Below are 17,908 nucleotides of genomic sequence, written 5' to 3' on the forward strand. Positions count from 1 at the left end.
GTTAATTATAAAAAAGAACTCCTTCGGGAGTTCTTTTTTATATGATAAATGATAGATTGTAAATAGGATTGCTCCATATACTTAGGTAGTGTGTTAAAAGTATGGGTAAATATATTCAATTTTTATTTGCAATTTAAGTGAAACTTGGGGCTAAGTAAGTATTCATTTATTATCTCGATCTAGGAGTTTTAAAGGTCTAAAATGCTGTAAGAAAAGATTGGAATAATACATGTTATAGCAAATAGTTAGATATGGTTATTAAAAGTATATATATTTTGCGTGCGAAAATAAACGAAACGCTTATTTATTGGGAAGTATTTGCTTTATATGGATATCCTATGATATGATACTTTCGAGTCAAGTATGTTTGCTATGATTTAGATTATAGGTATGTCATTACTGAATGTTGAGGAAACATGGACACTCCATGAAAAGTAATGCGATGATATAATCAGTCAAGCTATACGTATGAGACGATGTATATTATTTTATTTTATTTTTCATTGAGAGGTAATTATCATGAAAAAACATTTAGCAGTATTAGCTGCAACAGCAGTATTGGGTGTTACTTCTGCATTCGCAGCAAACCCATTCTCCGACGTAACTCCACAAGATTGGGCATACCAAGCAGTAGCTCAATTGGCTTCCCAAGGTATCGTTAACGGTTACCCAGATGGTACTTTCAAAGGCCAAAACAACATCACTCGTTATGAAATGGCGCAAATGGTTGCTAAAGCATTAGTTCGTCAAGATCGTGTTGACGCTGAACAAAATGCAATCATCAATCGTTTAGCTAACGAATTCTCCGCTGAGTTGAACAACTTAGGCGTTCGTGTAGCTACATTGGAAAACAAAGTGGGCAACTTCAAATTCACTGGTGACGCTCGTCTTCGTTACATTGGTTCCAATGATGCACGTGATTCTAAATTTGACTACCGTGGTCGTGTAAAATTCGAAGCAACTGTAAATGATAATACTAAAGCAGTGGTTCGTTTAATGGGTAGCAAAGAGTTTGGCGCAGCAGGTAACCCTAATACAGCTATCGATCGCGTATATGTGCAACATAACTTCGGCAAATATGCAACTGTAACAGCTGGTCGTCAAGATTTAGTAGTTGGTGCAGGTCTTGCATATGATGATGTATTTGAAGGCGTTGTAGCTAACGTTGGTAAAGATAAATTAAATGCGTCTGTTGCATTTGGTTACTTACAAGCTGGCGAAGCTTATGGACAAAAACTTAATAAAATTGGTCGTAAAGCAGACGAACAAAACCCTAACACAAATGAACAACTTTCTGTATACCAATTAAACTATAATCCAACAGCAAAAGTTGCAGTAAAAGGTTTCTATGCTGATGTTCATGAAGAAAATCTAGACAATGCATATGGTGCATCCCTTGACCTTATGCTTGGCAAAAAAGTTTGGGTTGGCGGTGAATATGTTAAAACTGAAACTTTAGGTGCTAATGGTGAAGGCTGGACTGCAGGTTTAGGCTATGGTAACTACAACATGGCAAAACAAGGTACTTGGAGTGTGAAAGCTCAATACTTCGACATCAAGAAAGATGCTCCTGTAGTATCCACTACTTGGAACTTGATTGAGAAAGATCAAAAAGGCGTATTGGCAACAGCTAAATATGCTGTTGCTAAAAACGTAGGTCTTGCTGGTTATGCAACAATTGACACTAAAGGTCAAGATGACAAAGCTAAAGCAGAAGCTTACCGTGCAGAACTTAACTACAAATTCTAGTTTGACAGTTAAACATATAAAAAGAACTCCTTCGGGAGTTCTTTTTTTTGTTCAAAATTAAACGAATTGAGTAAAAAACGGAAAAATATTGTTGAGTTTTATAATTTCTTGTGTTATGATGGTCTCAAGTCAAATATAGAAGAATTAGATTCGATTACAGACATGTATTGCTTATATGTGAGGAAACGTGGACACTCCATTGAAAAGTAATGCAATGATATAATTCAATCTGACTCATTATAGGAGACGGTTTATATTATTTTATTTTCATTGAGAGGTAATTATCATGAAAAAACATTTAGCAGTATTGGCTGCCACAGCAGTATTGGGTGTAACTTCTGCATTCGCAGCAAACCCATTCTCCGATGTAACTCCACAAGATTGGGCATACCAAGCAGTAGCTCAATTAGCTTCCCAAGGTATCGTTAACGGTTACCCAGATGGCACTTTCAAAGGCCAACACAATATCACTCGTTTTGAAATGGCTCAAATGGTAGCAAAAGCTATGGCTCGTCAAGATCGTGTTGACGCTGAACAAAATGCTATCATCAACCGTTTGGCTAACGAATTCTCCGCTGAATTGAACAACTTAGGTGTTCGTGTTTCTACATTAGAAAACAAAGTAGGCAACTTCTCTTTCACTGGTGATGCTCGTCTTCGTTACCAACACTCTAAAGTAGAAAATGAAGATAAATCTGAAACTTATAAATCTAAATTTGATTATCGTGGTCGTGTGCAATTTGCGGCAACTGTAAATGACAATACTAAAGCAGTAGTTCGTTTAGTTGGCGAAAAAGAATTCGGTGCAGCAGGTAATCCAGAAACTAGCCTTGACCGTGTATATGTACAACATAACTTCGGTAAATATGCAACAGCTACAGTAGGTCGTCAAGATTTAGTAGTTGGTAATGGCCTTGTATACGATGATGCATTTGAAGGTGCAGTAGCGACAGTTGGTAAAGATAAATTAAATGCATCTGTTGCCTATGGTTACTTACAAGGTGGTAGCTATATTAATGAAGCTGGTAAAAAAGTAGAATTTGATAAAGCTGAACGTAAAGATAATTCTCAAGTAACAGTTTATCAATTAAACACTATGCCAACTGAAAAATTAGCGGTAAAAGGTTTCTATGCTGATGTTCATGAAAAAGGCGTAAATAGTGTATATGGTGCATCTGTTGATGCTAAATTAGGCTCCAAAGTTTGGGTTGGTGGCGAATATGCTAAACAAGAAACTAAAGGTGCAGCAGGTGAAGCTTGGACTGCAGGCCTAGGCTATGGCGAAGCTGATATGGCTAAAGCTGGTACTTGGGGTGCAAAAGTTCAATACTTCGACTTGAAAAAAGCAGCTCCAGTAGTATCCAATACTTGGAACTTGAATGATCAAAACCAAAACTACAGAGGTTACCTAGCAACTGTAGACTACACTGTAGCTAAAAACGTTGGTCTTTCTGCTTACGCTACATTCGACAGCAAGAAAAAAGATGACAACAATAAATCTGTTAACTTGCCAGAATACTACCGTGCAGAACTTAACTACAAATTCTAATTTGATAGTTACACATATGAAAAGAACTCCTTCGGGAGTTCTTTTTTTATGTAGTTATATGTGTTATGAACGATTGATATAATAATACTTTGTCAATGACTTTAACAGGAATAAGAAGCTTTTACAATCTCTACATTACAATCTACAGGAACCATGATATAATAGAAAATAATTTATCTCTTTGTTAGGAAATGGAAGGTGTTATAATGAATGATTGGTTGTTCTCGCTTATCAATGGTATGGCCAACCACAGTGTGATAGTGGATGCATTGATGATATCGATTTCTAAACTAGTGCCATACTTATATATACTTATATTGGCTTGGTTATATGTGAAAGGTTTCTGCACAGGCAGCTTTAAGCTTCGTGGTGAAAGCTTCGCTACGGCTGTGTTATTGGTCATCTGTCTGATTGGTAGTTTCATTCTAGGATCCATGTTCTATGAAAATCGTCCTTTTGTGGATCATCCAGATGCTGTCTTAATTTTAAATCATGCAGCGGATGCTAGTTTTCCAAGTGACCATGCAGTAGGAACGATGGCCATTGCTTGCGGGATCTTATTTTATCGTTGGAATCAAGGTACATGGATGGTATATGGCTCTATCTTAGTGGGATTCTCTCGTGTGTTTGTGGGAAATCATTACCCTGGGGATATACTAGGGGCTTTCATCCTCGTGTGGATTTTGACTGCTATCTATAATAAAACCATACGTCGTAGCGTGGTACGAATGTATAGAGGATTAGATGCACGACTTATGCGAGAGTATGTAAGACGATTTCAAAAACAAAGAACCGTGTAGGAATATAGGAGGTTATCATGGATTTTCAAAGTTCTGCAGGTCCGAATCAATATAGTGATTCTGTGTATGAAGTAGTATTTACACCAGTGTTAGAGCGTCCAGAGTATCAAGGGGAGCCATTGCATTCTTTATTGTTAGAATTGCGTGAGAAAATGGGACAATCCGACTTTGATCAATACATCAATAGTTTAATTTCTATCAAATATAATGGGACAGCTTTGTGGTTGATTACGAAAAGTGAACGAAATCGTACATTGATTGAAGGTCGATTTCTACCATTGTTGCGTGAAGTATTCAAGGTCGCAGCACCACGGATTATTTCGCAACCATAAGTGTGCGTTAACTAGTTAAGGTCTGATAATAGATAACAGCTTCTATTGTCAGACCTTTTCAGTATGTATAGTATACGATTTAAGGATGAGAAATACATCTTTATCAAATGCGAAGGCTAGCCACATATAGGTACTTTTAAGAGTTAATATAAAGCTGTATATGCCTAGTATAAACTTCTTTCAACAATCTTAATAACTGAGAAAAATTATCATTGACATAATGCAAAACGTGACGTATGATAAGTATTAAGAAGTGTGTTTATGTAACCCAACAAACAAGGAATTAATATGGAGGCATATATGAATCAACGTGGTATTGTGTTAGCAACATTTGGATCTATCTACGGAGATGCGGTGGAAGCATCTGTAGGAGCTATGGAACGACGGATTACAGAAATGTATCCAGGCGTCGAAGTGCGCCGTGTATTTTTATCGGATGCATTAGTAGATAAATGGAATGAAAAATATGATGCGCAAGTCTATACATTAACAGGTGCTATTGAAAGCTTGGCAAGTGTAGGGGTAACAGATATCTTTGTACAACCATTTGCTTTAGTATGGGATCAATGTTATGTACAAATGCGCAAAGAAGTGATGAAAGAAGCTCACGATCGTGGCTTGCGTGCTACGGTGGGTAAACCATTGTTGAACTCCTTAGGCGTGAAGAACTATGCTGACGATTATTCCGATACCATAGAAGCCATCATCAAACATATTAATATACGTGCTTTAAATAAAACAGTGTTATTAATGGCGAATGGACAAAATCAATTAGAATACAGTGCGTTGCAATTGAAATGCTTGTACGGGGCGGGACAAAATGTAGTAGTATTTACCGCTAATGGATTCCCTAATTTCAAACAAGCTTTGACGTTGTTGGAACGATTGGATCATCAAGAAGTATTGGTGGTGCCATTGGCGTTGATCGGCTCAGCTCACTTAATGGACTACTTAGGTGGCGAGCGTTCAGACTCCATTGCAACCTTGTTAGGCCAACAAGGCTATGGCGTATCTATTTGGAACGAAGGCTTAGGAGAAAATCCGTACATCCAAGAATTATTCGTGAAACATTTATCCCAAGTGATTCGAAGTGCAGAACGTCGCACCTTGCGTCAACGTGAAACAGGAGAAGGCAAACCTGTTGTGAAACATGGGGCTTTCAGAACCGCATAAGAAAATAAGAACTATCGCATATCATGATGTATCATGGTATGCGATTTTTTGATTGTTATGGGAATTTGGAGTATAATGGAAAGTAATAATAGTTGAACGATGACGATATTCTGTCACAACAGATATCGATACAATTTGTAATAAGGGGAGTACACACATGGGACATACAAAGCTATCTAACTGGATACATGGACTACAGTTAGATGTAAAAGGATTAGTTTGGTTCTCCGCACTATTCATGGTGTTTCGGATTGCCTTTATCGGGCTCTTTCAAGATCAACTAGGAGAAGTAGGTGCCGGGGACATTCTTGAGGCTTTATGGTTAGGATTTCGGATTAGCTTAAAAACAGCGGGGGCTATCGTACTGCTTACGTTAGTATTTTCTACATTACCTGGTATATGGGGGAGTTGGAAATGGTATTCACCTTGGACGATTCGTCGTTGGATATACGGTATTAGCACGGCAGTGTTTACGTTTTTATTTTGCTTGCGTATACCTTATTTTACGATTTTCCATGCTACTTTCAATGCCATGATTATCAACGGGGCTCATGACGACATTGGTGCCACCTTACAAACAGGGATTTCTGAATATGGATTGCTATGGCGTGTGCCCTTAGCTATTGTATTCTGTGTAGTGATGGTCTATATATTTATGAAAGTTTATACGAACCGTACGTGGGCGATACAGATACATGGTAAAGGCAAACAAATTGCCGCAGTACTAGGATCCATCCTATTGGTTGTAGCCGTAGGCATTGGATTGCGATTTGGTGGGGCTTTTACCTATAATGGTTCCATCCATTGGGAAAATGCAGCACGGACGAAATCCAATCTATTAAATGAAGCAATTTTAGATGATGGACAAGCGTTGAAACGGGTATCCACCATTTATGAACGGTCTAAACAAGCGAAGAAAATTACCATTACTGGTGCTGAGCTGAAAGATATCATCCAATCTGTGGGAGGTAATCCAGAGGCAAACACCATTGATGAAGCGTTCACACGGACCATTACAGAAGAAAAATTACCTACTCAGCCGAATAATGTTATCTTTGTACTAGGTGAAAGTTACGGCTTATGGCCGTTTTTACCAAACTATGAAGAATTAGGTACTTACATTGTACAAGAAGGTAAGGCGATTCAAAATTCACCAAAGGCGATGCACACGAAGTATATGCTAGCCCATGGTACAGGAACTATGCCAGCGATTAATGGATATGTTACTGGCTTAGCCGATGTGGGTTTATATCCAAATTATGAAGGGCAGTCCTATAAAGCGAAATATGGTACTGGTATTGCGCAAATGATGAAACATTTTGGTTATAAAACAGTGTTCTGGTATGGTGGATTTGGGACTTGGCAAGACGTGGAACGATTTGCACTAGCACAAGGGTTTGACGAGTTTCATGGTGCGACTAGTTTCCCTTATGAAGGTGGTAATGCTTGGGGCGCTCCTGATGGAGATTTGTTTAAGGCCATAACCAATTATGTAAAAGGGGAACAACCAGGCGAAAAAGTGTTCCACTTTATCATGACATCTTCTAACCATCCACCATACTCGGTAGATTTAGCAAAAGCTGGTTTTGATGCCTCCAAAGTAATTGGCAAAGGTGATGACTCTATTAAAAAGGATGACAAAACGGTGAACGAAATCGGCCATTTCTGGTATGCAGATATGACAATGGGGAAAATGATTCATGATGTAGAGAAATTGGACCCTACTATGCTGGCCTTGATTACAGGCGACCACTCTGAACGCTTTAGCTTTGCTACTCAAGTGGATATTCCGACATTCTCGGCGATACCATTCATTGTCTATGGACAAGGTGTCAACCCTAATTGGCTGAGTGAAAGTAGCTTCGGTAGTGCCTTACAAATTAATCCTACCTTGGCAGAGCTAGTAGGCCGTAAAGGTGATACGTACATGAGTTTAATGCCAAGTCTATTTACACAACCCAAAATGGGCTTTAATCATCGATTGTATGTAGATACTAGTGGTATCCATGAACAAGGTCAAGCTATGCCAGAAGAATATGCGAAGTATATTAAGGCATTGCGGACAATAAGCGTGTGGCGGATCGTGAGAGGGAATACGATGGAGTAGGGAGCTTATTTAGATGAATGCTCCATATTGACTGTAGATATGTATATATGTTATAAAATAAGTAGTAAAACGGTATCGTCATAGAACATACCACCATGCCCGCTACTTATGTAGCGGGTTTCTTTTGTATAGGAGAGTATATGAAAATCCTAGTTACAGGCGGTTGTGGTTTTATCGGTAGTCACTTCTTACGATATATGATGAATGCCTATCCAGATGATTCTTTTATCTGTTTAGATGCCTTAACCTATGCAGGGAATAAGAACAATATAGTAGATTTCTTACATCGTTCACGGTTCACTATGGCGGAAGGCAATATTCGAGATACTGTTTTTGTAGATGCTTTGTTTGCTACGTATAAACCAGATATAGTAGTACATTTTGCAGCAGAGACCCATGTAGATCGGAGTATTACAGGTCCACAAGTATTCTTAGAGACGAATGTTATTGGAACAGGAATTTTATTAGATGCTTGTTTACGATATGGCATAGAACGATTTCATCATGTATCTACTGATGAAGTATATGGCACATTACCCTTGCAAGGAGGGAGTCCATTTACGGAACAAAGCCCGTTACATCCCACGAGCCCTTATGCAGCTTCAAAGGCGTCTTCAGATCTATTAGTATTGAGTTATTATAAAACCTATGGATTGCCAGTAACAATATCTAGATGCTCTAATAATTATGGAACTCATCAGTATCCTGAAAAATTAATTCCTCTTATGATACAAAAGGCGTTACAAGGGAAACCATTGCCAGTCTATGGCGATGGATTAAATGTACGAGATTGGATTCATGTTGTGGACCATTGTAAAGCTATTGATTTCACTCTACAAAGAGGTACAGTGGGAGATGTCTATAATGTTGGGGCTGGTGAAGAGATTCCTAATATCAAGTTAATAAAACAAATTCTAGACGCGTTGGGAAAACCTTATGAATTAATTACGTATGTACCAGACCGATTGGGTCATGATTTACGATATGCCATAGATAGCAGTAAGCTAGAATCATTGGGATGGAAACCAGAATATACTATGAAGGATACTTTAAAAGGGATTGTGGAATGGTATAGGAAACGATTGTAACGTTAAATCTATATTCGGGATAGCAGTTCAGTGGATTTTAGATAGTATAGACATAGAAAATAGGGAGGATGTATGTCAGAACTCTTATTATCGGTAATAATACAGTATCTTTTTTAATATATTATGGTGAATTATGGAACTCTCAATTTTACAAGGATTACAACAAGATATAAAAATATTTTTGTTAAGTCCCATACTATGTGCTATCTTTAGATTTTTATTTATCTACTTTTTTGCACCTAATAAGACTTATAAAGGGCAGGAAAAGAAATGGTGTTCCTGCTTTAGCTATGGATTTTGGTGGGGGATGGATTTTAATGCCTATGTGTTACTATTTTTATTTTTACTAGTAACATTACCTTCAATAGGTATGGAATCTGTTGATAGGCATAGTGATTTAATTAGAACAATTTTGGGAACTTTATATTTTTTTGTAGTATATATAGCGTTTCTAGGAAAGCTAATCTTTTATTATCACTATAAGGATACCTATAATTCCAGTTTAAGATTAGGGAAAAATGCAGACAAAAGGAATTTACTAGATATTTTCTTTAACCAAAATCATGGATGGTGGATTTTGGTATCCTTGCCAATCTATGCAGTAGGAATGTATTACTTCCTTAGTTGGCTATTAGCTTTAGGAACTATTGCTGTACCGACCGTTTATTCAGGGTATATGTATTATACATATAATACTGTAATTGTTATAGCTACAGTGGTTGTATATTATTGGTTCCGTTATGGTGGCACATTTAAGCATCGTAATAAGCCTGAATGGGATACCGTACCTGAAGTGGTTAAACGAGATATGTTTTTTGCTAAAGCTTGTATCGATGATTTGATTGCTTTTGAATTAGCTATTCGAACAAAACCGCAAGAAATACTAGCGCATAGTGATGCGGAAACTATCCAAATTTTAACGCCTTTAATTAAGGTTGAACAGGATTTAGTAGGTACAATCTGGAACTCTATGCGAAAAAAAGCAGCAGGACCTCGAATCAAAAAGCCTAAAAAGATATTTTTAATCGTAGAAGAAAGTTATAGTCAGTTCGCATTTGATGATATATATAAAGATATACCCATTGCTAATGCAGGCCGATTAATTCGTGAACAAAGTAGTACAATTTCTATTGACAATTTTTTGGCAGGTGGCTTAATATCTCAACCATCTATTAGCTCCATGTTGAATGGTATTTACGATGTTAATTTAGAATTAAATGAAAAAGCATATTTTTGGAATCACCAACTACCGACATCATTGGGAAAACAAATTTCAGAGTTAGGGTATACATGTTCGCTGTGGTATGGGGGATCCTTATCCTGGTCTAGCTTAGGTCTATTTGCTAAAGGAAATGGGTTTCATAATATATATTCTGGTTTTGATATTACATCTAATGATACACCACATACTTGGTTGGGTGTATATGACCATTTATTTTTAGAGGGGATACAACAAAAGTTAGATGAGAACAATACAGATAACTATGAGTTTCATTTTATTTACACTACCTCAAATCATGGACCATACACGATTCCAATTGAAAAGTATGGCTTTGAAAAAGAAGCGTTGTTAAAAGAACTGCCAGATTATTTACATAAGCATACTGAGGATATTGGCACCTATGCATATTGTGATTATTATTTAAGTCAGTTTATTCGTTATATCCAAGAAACCTATGAAGATAGTTTAGTTATCGTAACGGGTGACCATACAAGAAGATTACCTATGCCAAGTCAAGATAGTAACAGAATACATAGCTTACGCGAAGATATAAGTACAGCATTTTATATGTTACATAAGGATTTTGACAAAGATTTATTAAATGGTGTAAGGATAGGAACGCATATGAACATTCTGCCAACTATTATGGAATTAGTAGCGCCTAAAAACCACGAATATACAAGCTTATTTCCATCGTTATTTGTACCACAAGAGCTTATTGTAACCCCATATCATTGGCTCAGTAATAGTCATATTGGGTTCTTCAAAGATCAACATGTAGAGACTTTAGATGGAACTCCTGTATATGATTATAATTTAAAAGATGTAGTTGCTTTACAACGAGCCTATATGGAAGTAACGGGGGCTATTGTACGACATCAACTATAACCTACTGTTGAATACAAGGCGTAAACTTGATACAATAAAGAATGAATAAAAGACTATCACGTAAGGTGATAGTCTTTGTCATATGTGGATAAATAAGAGGAAGTTTATGAATACAGTTAGTGTGCTAATTTTAACAAGAAATGAAGAACAGAATATTAAGGATTGTATAGAAAGTTGTCAACCCTTTGCAGATGAAGTGATTGTTATCGATGATGGTAGTGAAGATAATACAGTATCCATTGCAGAGTCACTAGGTGCAAAAGTCGTGAATCGTTCAATGAATGGTGATTGGGGAGCTCAACAAACATTTGCTATAGAACAAGCCTGCAGTCATTGGATATTCTTTATTGATGCAGATGAACGATGTAGTTCAGAGTTATGTAAAGAAATTAAATTAGCTATACAAGGAGAGGATTTAGCATACTGGATACAACGATATAATCGCTTTCATCATAATGTAGCCACTCATGGAGTACTACGTCCAGATTATGTATGCCGTTTGATGCCCAAAGAAGGTTCGTATGTAGAAGGATATGTTCATCCTGCGATTATTACACCTTATGATAAGAAAGAATTAACAGCACCTATGTATCATTACACCTACGATAATTGGGAGCAATATTTTAATAAATTCAACAAATATACAACCTCATCAGCAGAAAAATATAAAAAGGCTAATAAATCGGTCTCCTTTTTGAAAGATATTGTATTTCGACCATTCTGGGCATTTATTAAAATGTATCTTTTACAAGGTGGTATATTAGATGGGAAAATGGGATGGGTATTGTCTGTGAACCATTATTTTTACACCATGACAAAATACGTGAAGTTGTATTATTTATATAAATCCAATGGTAAGTTGTAATTAAAGTATTATAAGGTTGCAGTAAGGAGTTTCTATGCGAGTTGCCATATTAGAAAGTATTATCATGCCAGCTGGTCATGAAGTAGAATTTGATAGAATCCTTGTGAATGAAATGAAGCAACAAGGACATGAACCTATGTTTTTTGTGCCAGAAAAGTTTCCTTTTAAAGTTGATTATGGAGTTCCTGTTCATGAGTTACAAGGTGGCGAAGTTGTGACGTATGCAGGAGCTACTTGGTATCAAAAACTGTGGCGATCCATACAACGTGAGAAACGACGTATAGCTTGGTTTAATAGTGCTTATGAATTAGCAAAACAAGGAGCTTGTGATGCCATAATTATTCCTACAGCAACCTATCGGTATATTAAATCTTTGTTAAGAAGTAAATTAAAATATTCACCAGTTCCTGTACATATTATATTTCATGGGATTAATCCTAAGGAACAGCCTAAGTTTGAAAAACAAGCTAAACGAATACAAGCGTATAAGAATGTTAAGTTGCATGTCATTACATTGCGAAATGATTTTGCTAATAGCGGGTTAACCAATGTTCAATTAGTGGCTCCACCTGTGTTTAAGCCAGTATATAATGAAAGTTATATTATAAAAGATAAAGAAGAACCACTACGTATTGGTTTTTTTGGACAATTCCGTAAAGAAAAAAATCTAGAACCATTTATACAAGCTTTTATCCATGCAAAGTTTTCAGTACCTGTTGAATTAGTAGTACAAGGTGCAACTGCAAAGCCTGAGGATACAACATTATTTAATTCGCTTATAGAAAAGTATAAACATATTACCAATATTGTATTTAGACATGAAAATCTAATTGGTAAAGATTGGGAAGAGGCTTTGCTATCTGTGGATGCTATTGCAATGCCGTATGCGGCAGAGCGATATAGATACCATTGGGGAGCGATGCTATTTACTGCAATTGGATATAACAAACCGGTATTAGTATCACCAGAATTAAATCCTGAAGTACTAGCGCAGTTTCCTATCGGTTGTGTGATACAATCATTAAAAGAATCAGATATTATTCATGCCTTGCAAGAGTTAGTAGATTTATTAAGTACAAAAAAAGCACAAACAGAAGTGGCATTAAAACAGGCAAATGAGGCATATAGCCATGAGGCACTAATTCGAGAGGTTTTAAGAGGGCGGTAATATGAAAATTTTGTTAGCCAATTTTACCAAAATGGTTGCAGATAGTGGTGGATTAGCCAAGGTAACTTGTGCGTTTGCTAATGAAATGAACCGACGAGGTCATGAGGTTGTATTAGTATACAGCGATGAACAATCTGGAGAATTTTATTATCCGATTAATGGAGATATCTTGCAATATGATTTACGGAATATGGATGGAAAAAGGGTGACCTATCCGCTCATATTACGTCTCAAACGTGAATGGTATCGTATGTTTAATAAGCAAAAAGCGAGAACTGTTAATAATGATTTTGCTGAATCGTATTTATTAAGACCATTGCAAAGTATATTGGAAAAGACACAACCAGATGTTATTGTAAGCTTTCAACCAGCAGCCACAAAACTGTTGGTTATGGATTTAGAGACTTCCATACCAGTTGTAACAATGAGTCATGGTGATCCAGAAGATTATTTTCACTTTTATCCAAAAGCAGAAATACCAGCTGTAGAGAAGTGTGCAATGAATCAAGTTCTTTTACCATCCTTTAAGGAACATCTGTTATATCATTTACCGAATGCTAAGGTGACTGTAATTGGTAATGCGATTCCACAATACAAGGAACAAGTAGATTTAACTAGACTAAAAGAATTTTATAGAATTGGTTTTTTAGCGAGATTATCAAAAAATCATAAACAACCACACTTGTTAATTGAAGCATTTTGTAAATTGGCAAATGATTTTCCAAACTGGGAGCTAGTTTTATGGGGGGCAAAAGAAGGCGAGTCCTTTTTTAAGCAAATGGAATTAATGATAGCTGCACATGGATTACAAGAACGGATTCGTTTTGCAGGCACTACAAATGACGTAGAAGGTGCATTAGCAAGTTGTGATATTTTTGCTTTTCCAAGTGCATATGAAGGATTTGGACTATCCTTAGGGGAAGCTATGAGTAAAGGCTTACCAGCAGTTGGCTTTGCATCTTGTAGTGCTGTTAATGAATTAATCATTGATGGCTATAATGGAATACTATGTGAAGATAGTGCTGAGGGGTTAGCTAGAGGATTAAAGAAATTAATGGGGAATCAGGCATTACGTGTAGAATATGGAGCAAATGCCAATACAAGTATGAAAGCGTATGCACCGGATAAAATATGGGATGAGTGGGAACGGTTATTAAATAACATTAATATAAAATAGGAATTGCTAAGGTAATAATATGTACAAAAAAGTTGTAATGAGTCGATTTGGTGGTTTAGGGGATATGGTGATGCTTACCCCTATATTGAGAGGAATAAAAACGCTCTTGCCAGAAACTAAACTAATAGTAGTAGGGGAAGAAAATGCTAGAGCCCTAATGGAGGGATGTCCATTTGTAGACGAATATCTAGGATTTGATAAAAGCTATAAAAGTTCTTGGAATATTATAAAAAAACTATGGAGAGCTGATATTGTATATTTGATGGATACGTTGTATCGTATCTCTATAATTTATTGGTTAGCGAGAGTAAAGAAAAGAATTGGTTTTCCTCACAAAAGAAAGTTTTTTTTAACGGATCTTATTTCTGCTAAATCATGGATGAATTATGCCTATGAACCAGTAGTGTATGCGGACTTTGTAAAAGATATACTACAAATTGATATTACACAAATACCAGAATGGGATAGTCTTTTCTATCCAGAGGGAAGTGAATTAGAGAAGAAGAATGTAATTGAATTATTACAACATAGACGTTATAAAGATTTTATTGTTTGTAGTTTAGAAACAGGTGGATATCCTAAAGATTGGCCTATTGAACACTGGTTGGAACTATTTAGAGAATTAGAAAAAATAGAAAAGAGTGTGGTTATTATTGGCGTTCCGTCAAAAAAATATAATGATATAGAATTTCCTGATAATGTTCTTGATTTAAGAGGAAGAACAAACCTCCTTGAAACAGGAGAAGTTATACGATTAGCAGATATGGTTGTTAATGGATGTAGTTTTCCTATCCATGTAGCAAATGCTGTTAATACTCCAGTCATTGGTCTATATGGCTCAGAGCCTGATTGGCGATGTAGACCACAACGTATATTTGCTAGTATATGTGCTGAAATGGATTGTTCACCGTGTGATTATATGTTTAAAGGACCTGGTTGGTGTGAGAATCCAATATGCATGAAGCAGATCTCTGTAAAAAGAGTTATCACAGAAATTCAAAGATGCTATGATGAAGGAAAACCTTTGGGAGAATATCGATTAATAACTGGAGAAAATGATGGATAATGATTTAATTGAGAAATATGATATTTCTAAAATGGATGCGTATTTAGCAGAAATGGTTTATAGAATCAAGGGTAGCAGAATTTGCCCAGAATATGTCTATAAATTATCATTAAAAAAATATGGATTTAAAGATAATTTGGGAAGATATTATACAGAAAAATATTCAGGAATTCCTGTTGGCAAATTCACTTGGGGATATAAATATATACGGGATGATATTATCAAGTCTATTGGAGCATATTGTTCTATTGCGATTGACCAATTAGTAGTTCCGAATGGACATAAAACTGATTATGTTACTACGTGGCAGTCAGAATTGGAATATCGGAATGAATTACCTATTAACAAAAGTACAGTCATTGGTAATGATGTTTGGATTGGTGCACGGTGTACAATTTTAAATAACCTTACAATTGGTGATGGAGCTGTTATTGGTGCAGGTAGTGTGATAACAAAAGATGTACCACCATATGCCATTGTAGTAGGTGCTAATAAAATTATTAGATATCGTTTCCCAGAAGAGATAATCCAAAAATTGCTTATCATGAAATGGTGGGAATGGGAAGATGAAAAAATACGTTCCTCTTACAAGTTATTTGAAGATCCTGTTGCTTTTGTAGATGCGTATTATTTAAAGTAGAGTAAAATATGAGAATACTAGAAATATTATCAGGTCCATCATACGATTCGGTCATTGCCTATAAAGATGCGGGGATGTTATTGTATGAATTGAATAAATCTTTTAATTACACAGCTAATTATTGTGGATGTAATAGTAGTGAGTATGAAGCAGAGTGGAATCCTCAATTTTTAAGATCTGTGTGTGTTAATAAAGTTTCAGAAAGCTTAGAATTCAGGAAACAGGTATTAGACATAAAAAAATATATAGTAGACCATATAAAAAATTATGACGTAATTATATTTTTTAATTATGGAAGTACTGTATATAAATTAGCTAAACTTTGTAAGAAAATTAATCCTAATATCACTGTATATTCTAAGCTAGATATGGGACAAGGTGGATTTTCCCACTTTTCTCCAAAGCGAAACTTCTCGAATTTACGCAGTCGTCTTGAGGTTTTTAAAAGTAGGTATATTGATTTTTTTACTGTAGAAACAAAAGAGTATTATAATACTTTAAAAAATAGCCCAATGTTTAAAGATAGGTTATATTACTTACCAAACGGTGTATCTACATTAGGGATCGATGATGCCACAGTAAATATAGATCAAAAAGAAAATATTGTGATTACTGTTGGTAGACTTGGCATTTATGAGAAAAATACTGAATTATTTTTGAATAGTATATTAGAAATTCCTGATAAAATACGTAGTCAATGGAAATTCTACTTTGTGGGACCACAAACAAAGGAATTTTCACAGTATATCACGAAATTTTTAGAAGAGAATCCAAGGCTTGTATCTAATATAATTCAATTAGGAAATATAACAGATAGAAATGAATTAGCTGACCTATTAAAACAATCAAAAATAATTTGTATGCCTAGTAGAACAGAAGGGGCGTGTATTGCAACTTTAGAAGGTATGTATTTTGGTTGTGTACCTATTATTAGCCGGTATAGCTCTTTTGTAAGAGATACAACAAATAATGAAACTATTGGTAAGGTAGTGGATGACTATACATCTAATGGTTTTGCAAATGCAATGGTAGAATATATGAATGATGAACATCTTATAAAATCTGAAATAGAAAAAGCGATAAGCTATGCAAGAGATACATTCGATTATAAAACTATTGGTGCTGAATTAAATCGATTGTTGATGTTGTATAAAAAAGATTAGTAAAATAAATAGCGACACTTATAATGGATTGCTAAAATTTATGTTATAATCTATCATTGAATGCATGGTGTAAAATTGATACAATAGAAAATGAATAAAAGACTATCACGCAAGATGATAGTCTTTGTTATATGTGGATAGATAAGAGGAAGTATATGAATACGGTTGGTGTGTTAATTTTAACAAGAAATGAAGAACAAAACATCAAAGATTGTATAGAAAGTTGTCAAGCTTTTGCTGATGAAATTCTTGTCATCGATGATGGCAGTGAAGATAATACAGTATCTATTGCGGAATCGTTAGGAGCAAAAGTCTTGCAACGATCAATGAATGGAGATTGGGGAGCACAACAAACATTTGCGATAGAACAAGCTAGCAGTCATTGGATATTCTTTATTGATGCGGATGAACGATGCAGCCCAGAATTATGTGCAGAAATTAAGCTAGCTATACAAGGAGAAGATTTAGCGTATTGGATACAGCGACATAATCGCTTTCATCATAATGTAGCAACGCATGGAGTATTACGTCCAGATTATGTATGTCGGTTGATGCCCGCTAAGGGATCTTGGGTTAAAGGATATGTACATCCACAAATTATTACACCTTATGAAAATAAGCGTCTAGAATCACCAATGTACCATTATACCTATGATAATTGGCAACAATATTTTAATAAGTTTAATAACTATACGACATTAGCAGCTAATCGTTATAAAGATGAAGGAAAATCGTGCTCTTTTTTAAGAGATATTATATTACGACCAATGTGGGCATTCTTTAAAATGTATATATTGGATCGTGGATTTTTAGATGGAAAAATAGGATTTATCTTATCTATTAATCATTATTTTTACACGATGACAAAATATGTAAAATTATATTATTTACTTAAATCTAATGGTAAGTTGTAAGAAATTA

The 17,908-nt window shown here is 35.6% G+C and carries 15 protein-coding genes; all 15 read left to right on the forward strand.

Annotated features, from left to right (window positions below; genetic code table 11):
* Nucleotides 1-516: 516 nt before the first annotated feature.
* The 15 genes from EO127_RS07370 to EO127_RS07440 all read left to right on the forward strand — a co-directional run bounded on the left by EO127_RS07370 (nt 517) and on the right by EO127_RS07440 (nt 17,901).
* The gene (locus EO127_RS07370) at nt 517-1,749 is read left to right on the forward strand and encodes an S-layer homology domain-containing protein (RefSeq protein ID WP_164742321.1); all 1,233 of its coding nucleotides are present in this window, start codon (nt 517-519) and stop codon (nt 1,747-1,749) included.
* A gap of 286 nt (nt 1,750-2,035) precedes the next feature.
* The gene (locus EO127_RS07375) at nt 2,036-3,298 is read left to right on the forward strand and encodes an S-layer homology domain-containing protein (protein ID WP_127448770.1); all 1,263 of its coding nucleotides are present in this window, start codon (nt 2,036-2,038) and stop codon (nt 3,296-3,298) included.
* A 206-nt stretch (nt 3,299-3,504) separates the two neighbouring features.
* Complete coding sequence (locus EO127_RS07380; RefSeq protein ID WP_164742316.1) at nt 3,505-4,098, forward strand: phosphatase PAP2 family protein; 594 nt, start codon at nt 3,505-3,507, stop codon at nt 4,096-4,098.
* Between the two features lie 17 nt (nt 4,099-4,115).
* On the forward strand, nt 4,116-4,430 hold the full coding sequence (locus tag EO127_RS07385; RefSeq protein WP_127161313.1) for a hypothetical protein: 315 nt from the start codon (nt 4,116-4,118) through the stop codon (nt 4,428-4,430).
* Between the two features lie 300 nt (nt 4,431-4,730).
* A complete protein-coding gene (locus tag EO127_RS07390) occupies nt 4,731-5,603 on the forward strand; it encodes a sirohydrochlorin cobaltochelatase (RefSeq protein ID WP_240646049.1) in 873 nt (290 codons plus the stop codon).
* Nucleotides 5,604-5,760: 157 nt separating this feature from the next.
* Entirely contained in the window at nt 5,761-7,710 is a 1,950-nt protein-coding gene (locus EO127_RS07395; protein WP_164742317.1) for an LTA synthase family protein, read from the forward strand.
* Between the two features lie 140 nt (nt 7,711-7,850).
* The gene (gene rfbB / locus EO127_RS07400) at nt 7,851-8,798 is read left to right on the forward strand and encodes a dTDP-glucose 4,6-dehydratase (RefSeq protein ID WP_127448773.1); all 948 of its coding nucleotides are present in this window, start codon (nt 7,851-7,853) and stop codon (nt 8,796-8,798) included.
* A gap of 577 nt (nt 8,799-9,375) precedes the next feature.
* Nucleotides 9,376-10,908 (forward strand): LTA synthase family protein, encoded by a 1,533-nt coding sequence (locus EO127_RS07405; protein WP_164742318.1) that lies wholly within the window; start codon nt 9,376-9,378, stop codon nt 10,906-10,908.
* Nucleotides 10,909-11,014: 106 nt separating this feature from the next.
* Nucleotides 11,015-11,773, forward strand: coding sequence for a glycosyltransferase family 2 protein (locus tag EO127_RS07410; RefSeq protein WP_127448775.1), 759 nt, complete (start codon nt 11,015-11,017; stop codon nt 11,771-11,773).
* Nucleotides 11,774-11,807: 34 nt separating this feature from the next.
* The gene (locus tag EO127_RS07415) at nt 11,808-12,941 is read left to right on the forward strand and encodes a glycosyltransferase (protein WP_127448776.1); all 1,134 of its coding nucleotides are present in this window, start codon (nt 11,808-11,810) and stop codon (nt 12,939-12,941) included.
* A gap of 1 nt (nt 12,942) precedes the next feature.
* Nucleotides 12,943-14,118 (forward strand): glycosyltransferase, encoded by a 1,176-nt coding sequence (locus tag EO127_RS07420; protein ID WP_127448777.1) that lies wholly within the window; start codon nt 12,943-12,945, stop codon nt 14,116-14,118.
* A gap of 19 nt (nt 14,119-14,137) precedes the next feature.
* Complete coding sequence (locus tag EO127_RS07425; protein ID WP_127448778.1) at nt 14,138-15,184, forward strand: glycosyltransferase family 9 protein; 1,047 nt, start codon at nt 14,138-14,140, stop codon at nt 15,182-15,184.
* A complete protein-coding gene (locus tag EO127_RS08890) occupies nt 15,177-15,824 on the forward strand; it encodes a CatB-related O-acetyltransferase (RefSeq protein ID WP_127061269.1) in 648 nt (215 codons plus the stop codon). The genes EO127_RS07425 and EO127_RS08890 overlap by 8 nt, the downstream gene beginning before the upstream one ends.
* Before the next feature lie 8 nt (nt 15,825-15,832).
* Nucleotides 15,833-16,987, forward strand: a complete 1,155-nt coding sequence (locus EO127_RS07435; protein WP_127448779.1) for a glycosyltransferase family 4 protein — start codon at nt 15,833-15,835, stop codon at nt 16,985-16,987.
* A 155-nt stretch (nt 16,988-17,142) separates the two neighbouring features.
* Nucleotides 17,143-17,901 (forward strand): glycosyltransferase family 2 protein, encoded by a 759-nt coding sequence (locus EO127_RS07440; protein ID WP_127448780.1) that lies wholly within the window; start codon nt 17,143-17,145, stop codon nt 17,899-17,901.
* Nucleotides 17,902-17,908: the final 7 nt, after the last annotated feature.

The sequence above is a fragment of the Veillonella sp. 3310 genome, from assembly GCF_003999875.1.
Lineage (GTDB): Bacteria > Bacillota > Negativicutes > Veillonellales > Veillonellaceae > F0422.

Excerpts from the sequence above, each read along its gene's own strand:
- EO127_RS07385 (WP_127161313.1), top strand. The coding sequence starts at position 4,116 with ATGGATTTTCAAAGTTCTGCAGGTCCGAATCAATATAGTGATTCTGTG.
- EO127_RS07425 (WP_127448778.1), top strand. The coding sequence starts at position 14,138 with ATGTACAAAAAAGTTGTAATGAGTCGATTTGGTGGTTTAGGGGATATG.
- EO127_RS07415 (WP_127448776.1), top strand. The coding sequence starts at position 11,808 with ATGCGAGTTGCCATATTAGAAAGTATTATCATGCCAGCTGGTCATGAA.
- EO127_RS07435 (WP_127448779.1), top strand. The coding sequence starts at position 15,833 with ATGAGAATACTAGAAATATTATCAGGTCCATCATACGATTCGGTCATT.
- EO127_RS07410 (WP_127448775.1), top strand. The coding sequence starts at position 11,015 with ATGAATACAGTTAGTGTGCTAATTTTAACAAGAAATGAAGAACAGAAT.
- EO127_RS07375 (WP_127448770.1), top strand. The coding sequence starts at position 2,036 with ATGAAAAAACATTTAGCAGTATTGGCTGCCACAGCAGTATTGGGTGTA.
- EO127_RS07390 (WP_240646049.1), top strand. The coding sequence starts at position 4,731 with ATGAATCAACGTGGTATTGTGTTAGCAACATTTGGATCTATCTACGGA.
- EO127_RS07380 (WP_164742316.1), top strand. The coding sequence starts at position 3,505 with ATGAATGATTGGTTGTTCTCGCTTATCAATGGTATGGCCAACCACAGT.
- EO127_RS07395 (WP_164742317.1), top strand. The coding sequence starts at position 5,761 with ATGGGACATACAAAGCTATCTAACTGGATACATGGACTACAGTTAGAT.
- EO127_RS07440 (WP_127448780.1), top strand. The coding sequence starts at position 17,143 with ATGAATACGGTTGGTGTGTTAATTTTAACAAGAAATGAAGAACAAAAC.
- EO127_RS07420 (WP_127448777.1), top strand. The coding sequence starts at position 12,943 with ATGAAAATTTTGTTAGCCAATTTTACCAAAATGGTTGCAGATAGTGGT.
- EO127_RS08890 (WP_127061269.1), top strand. The coding sequence starts at position 15,177 with ATGGATAATGATTTAATTGAGAAATATGATATTTCTAAAATGGATGCG.
- rfbB (WP_127448773.1), top strand. The coding sequence starts at position 7,851 with ATGAAAATCCTAGTTACAGGCGGTTGTGGTTTTATCGGTAGTCACTTC.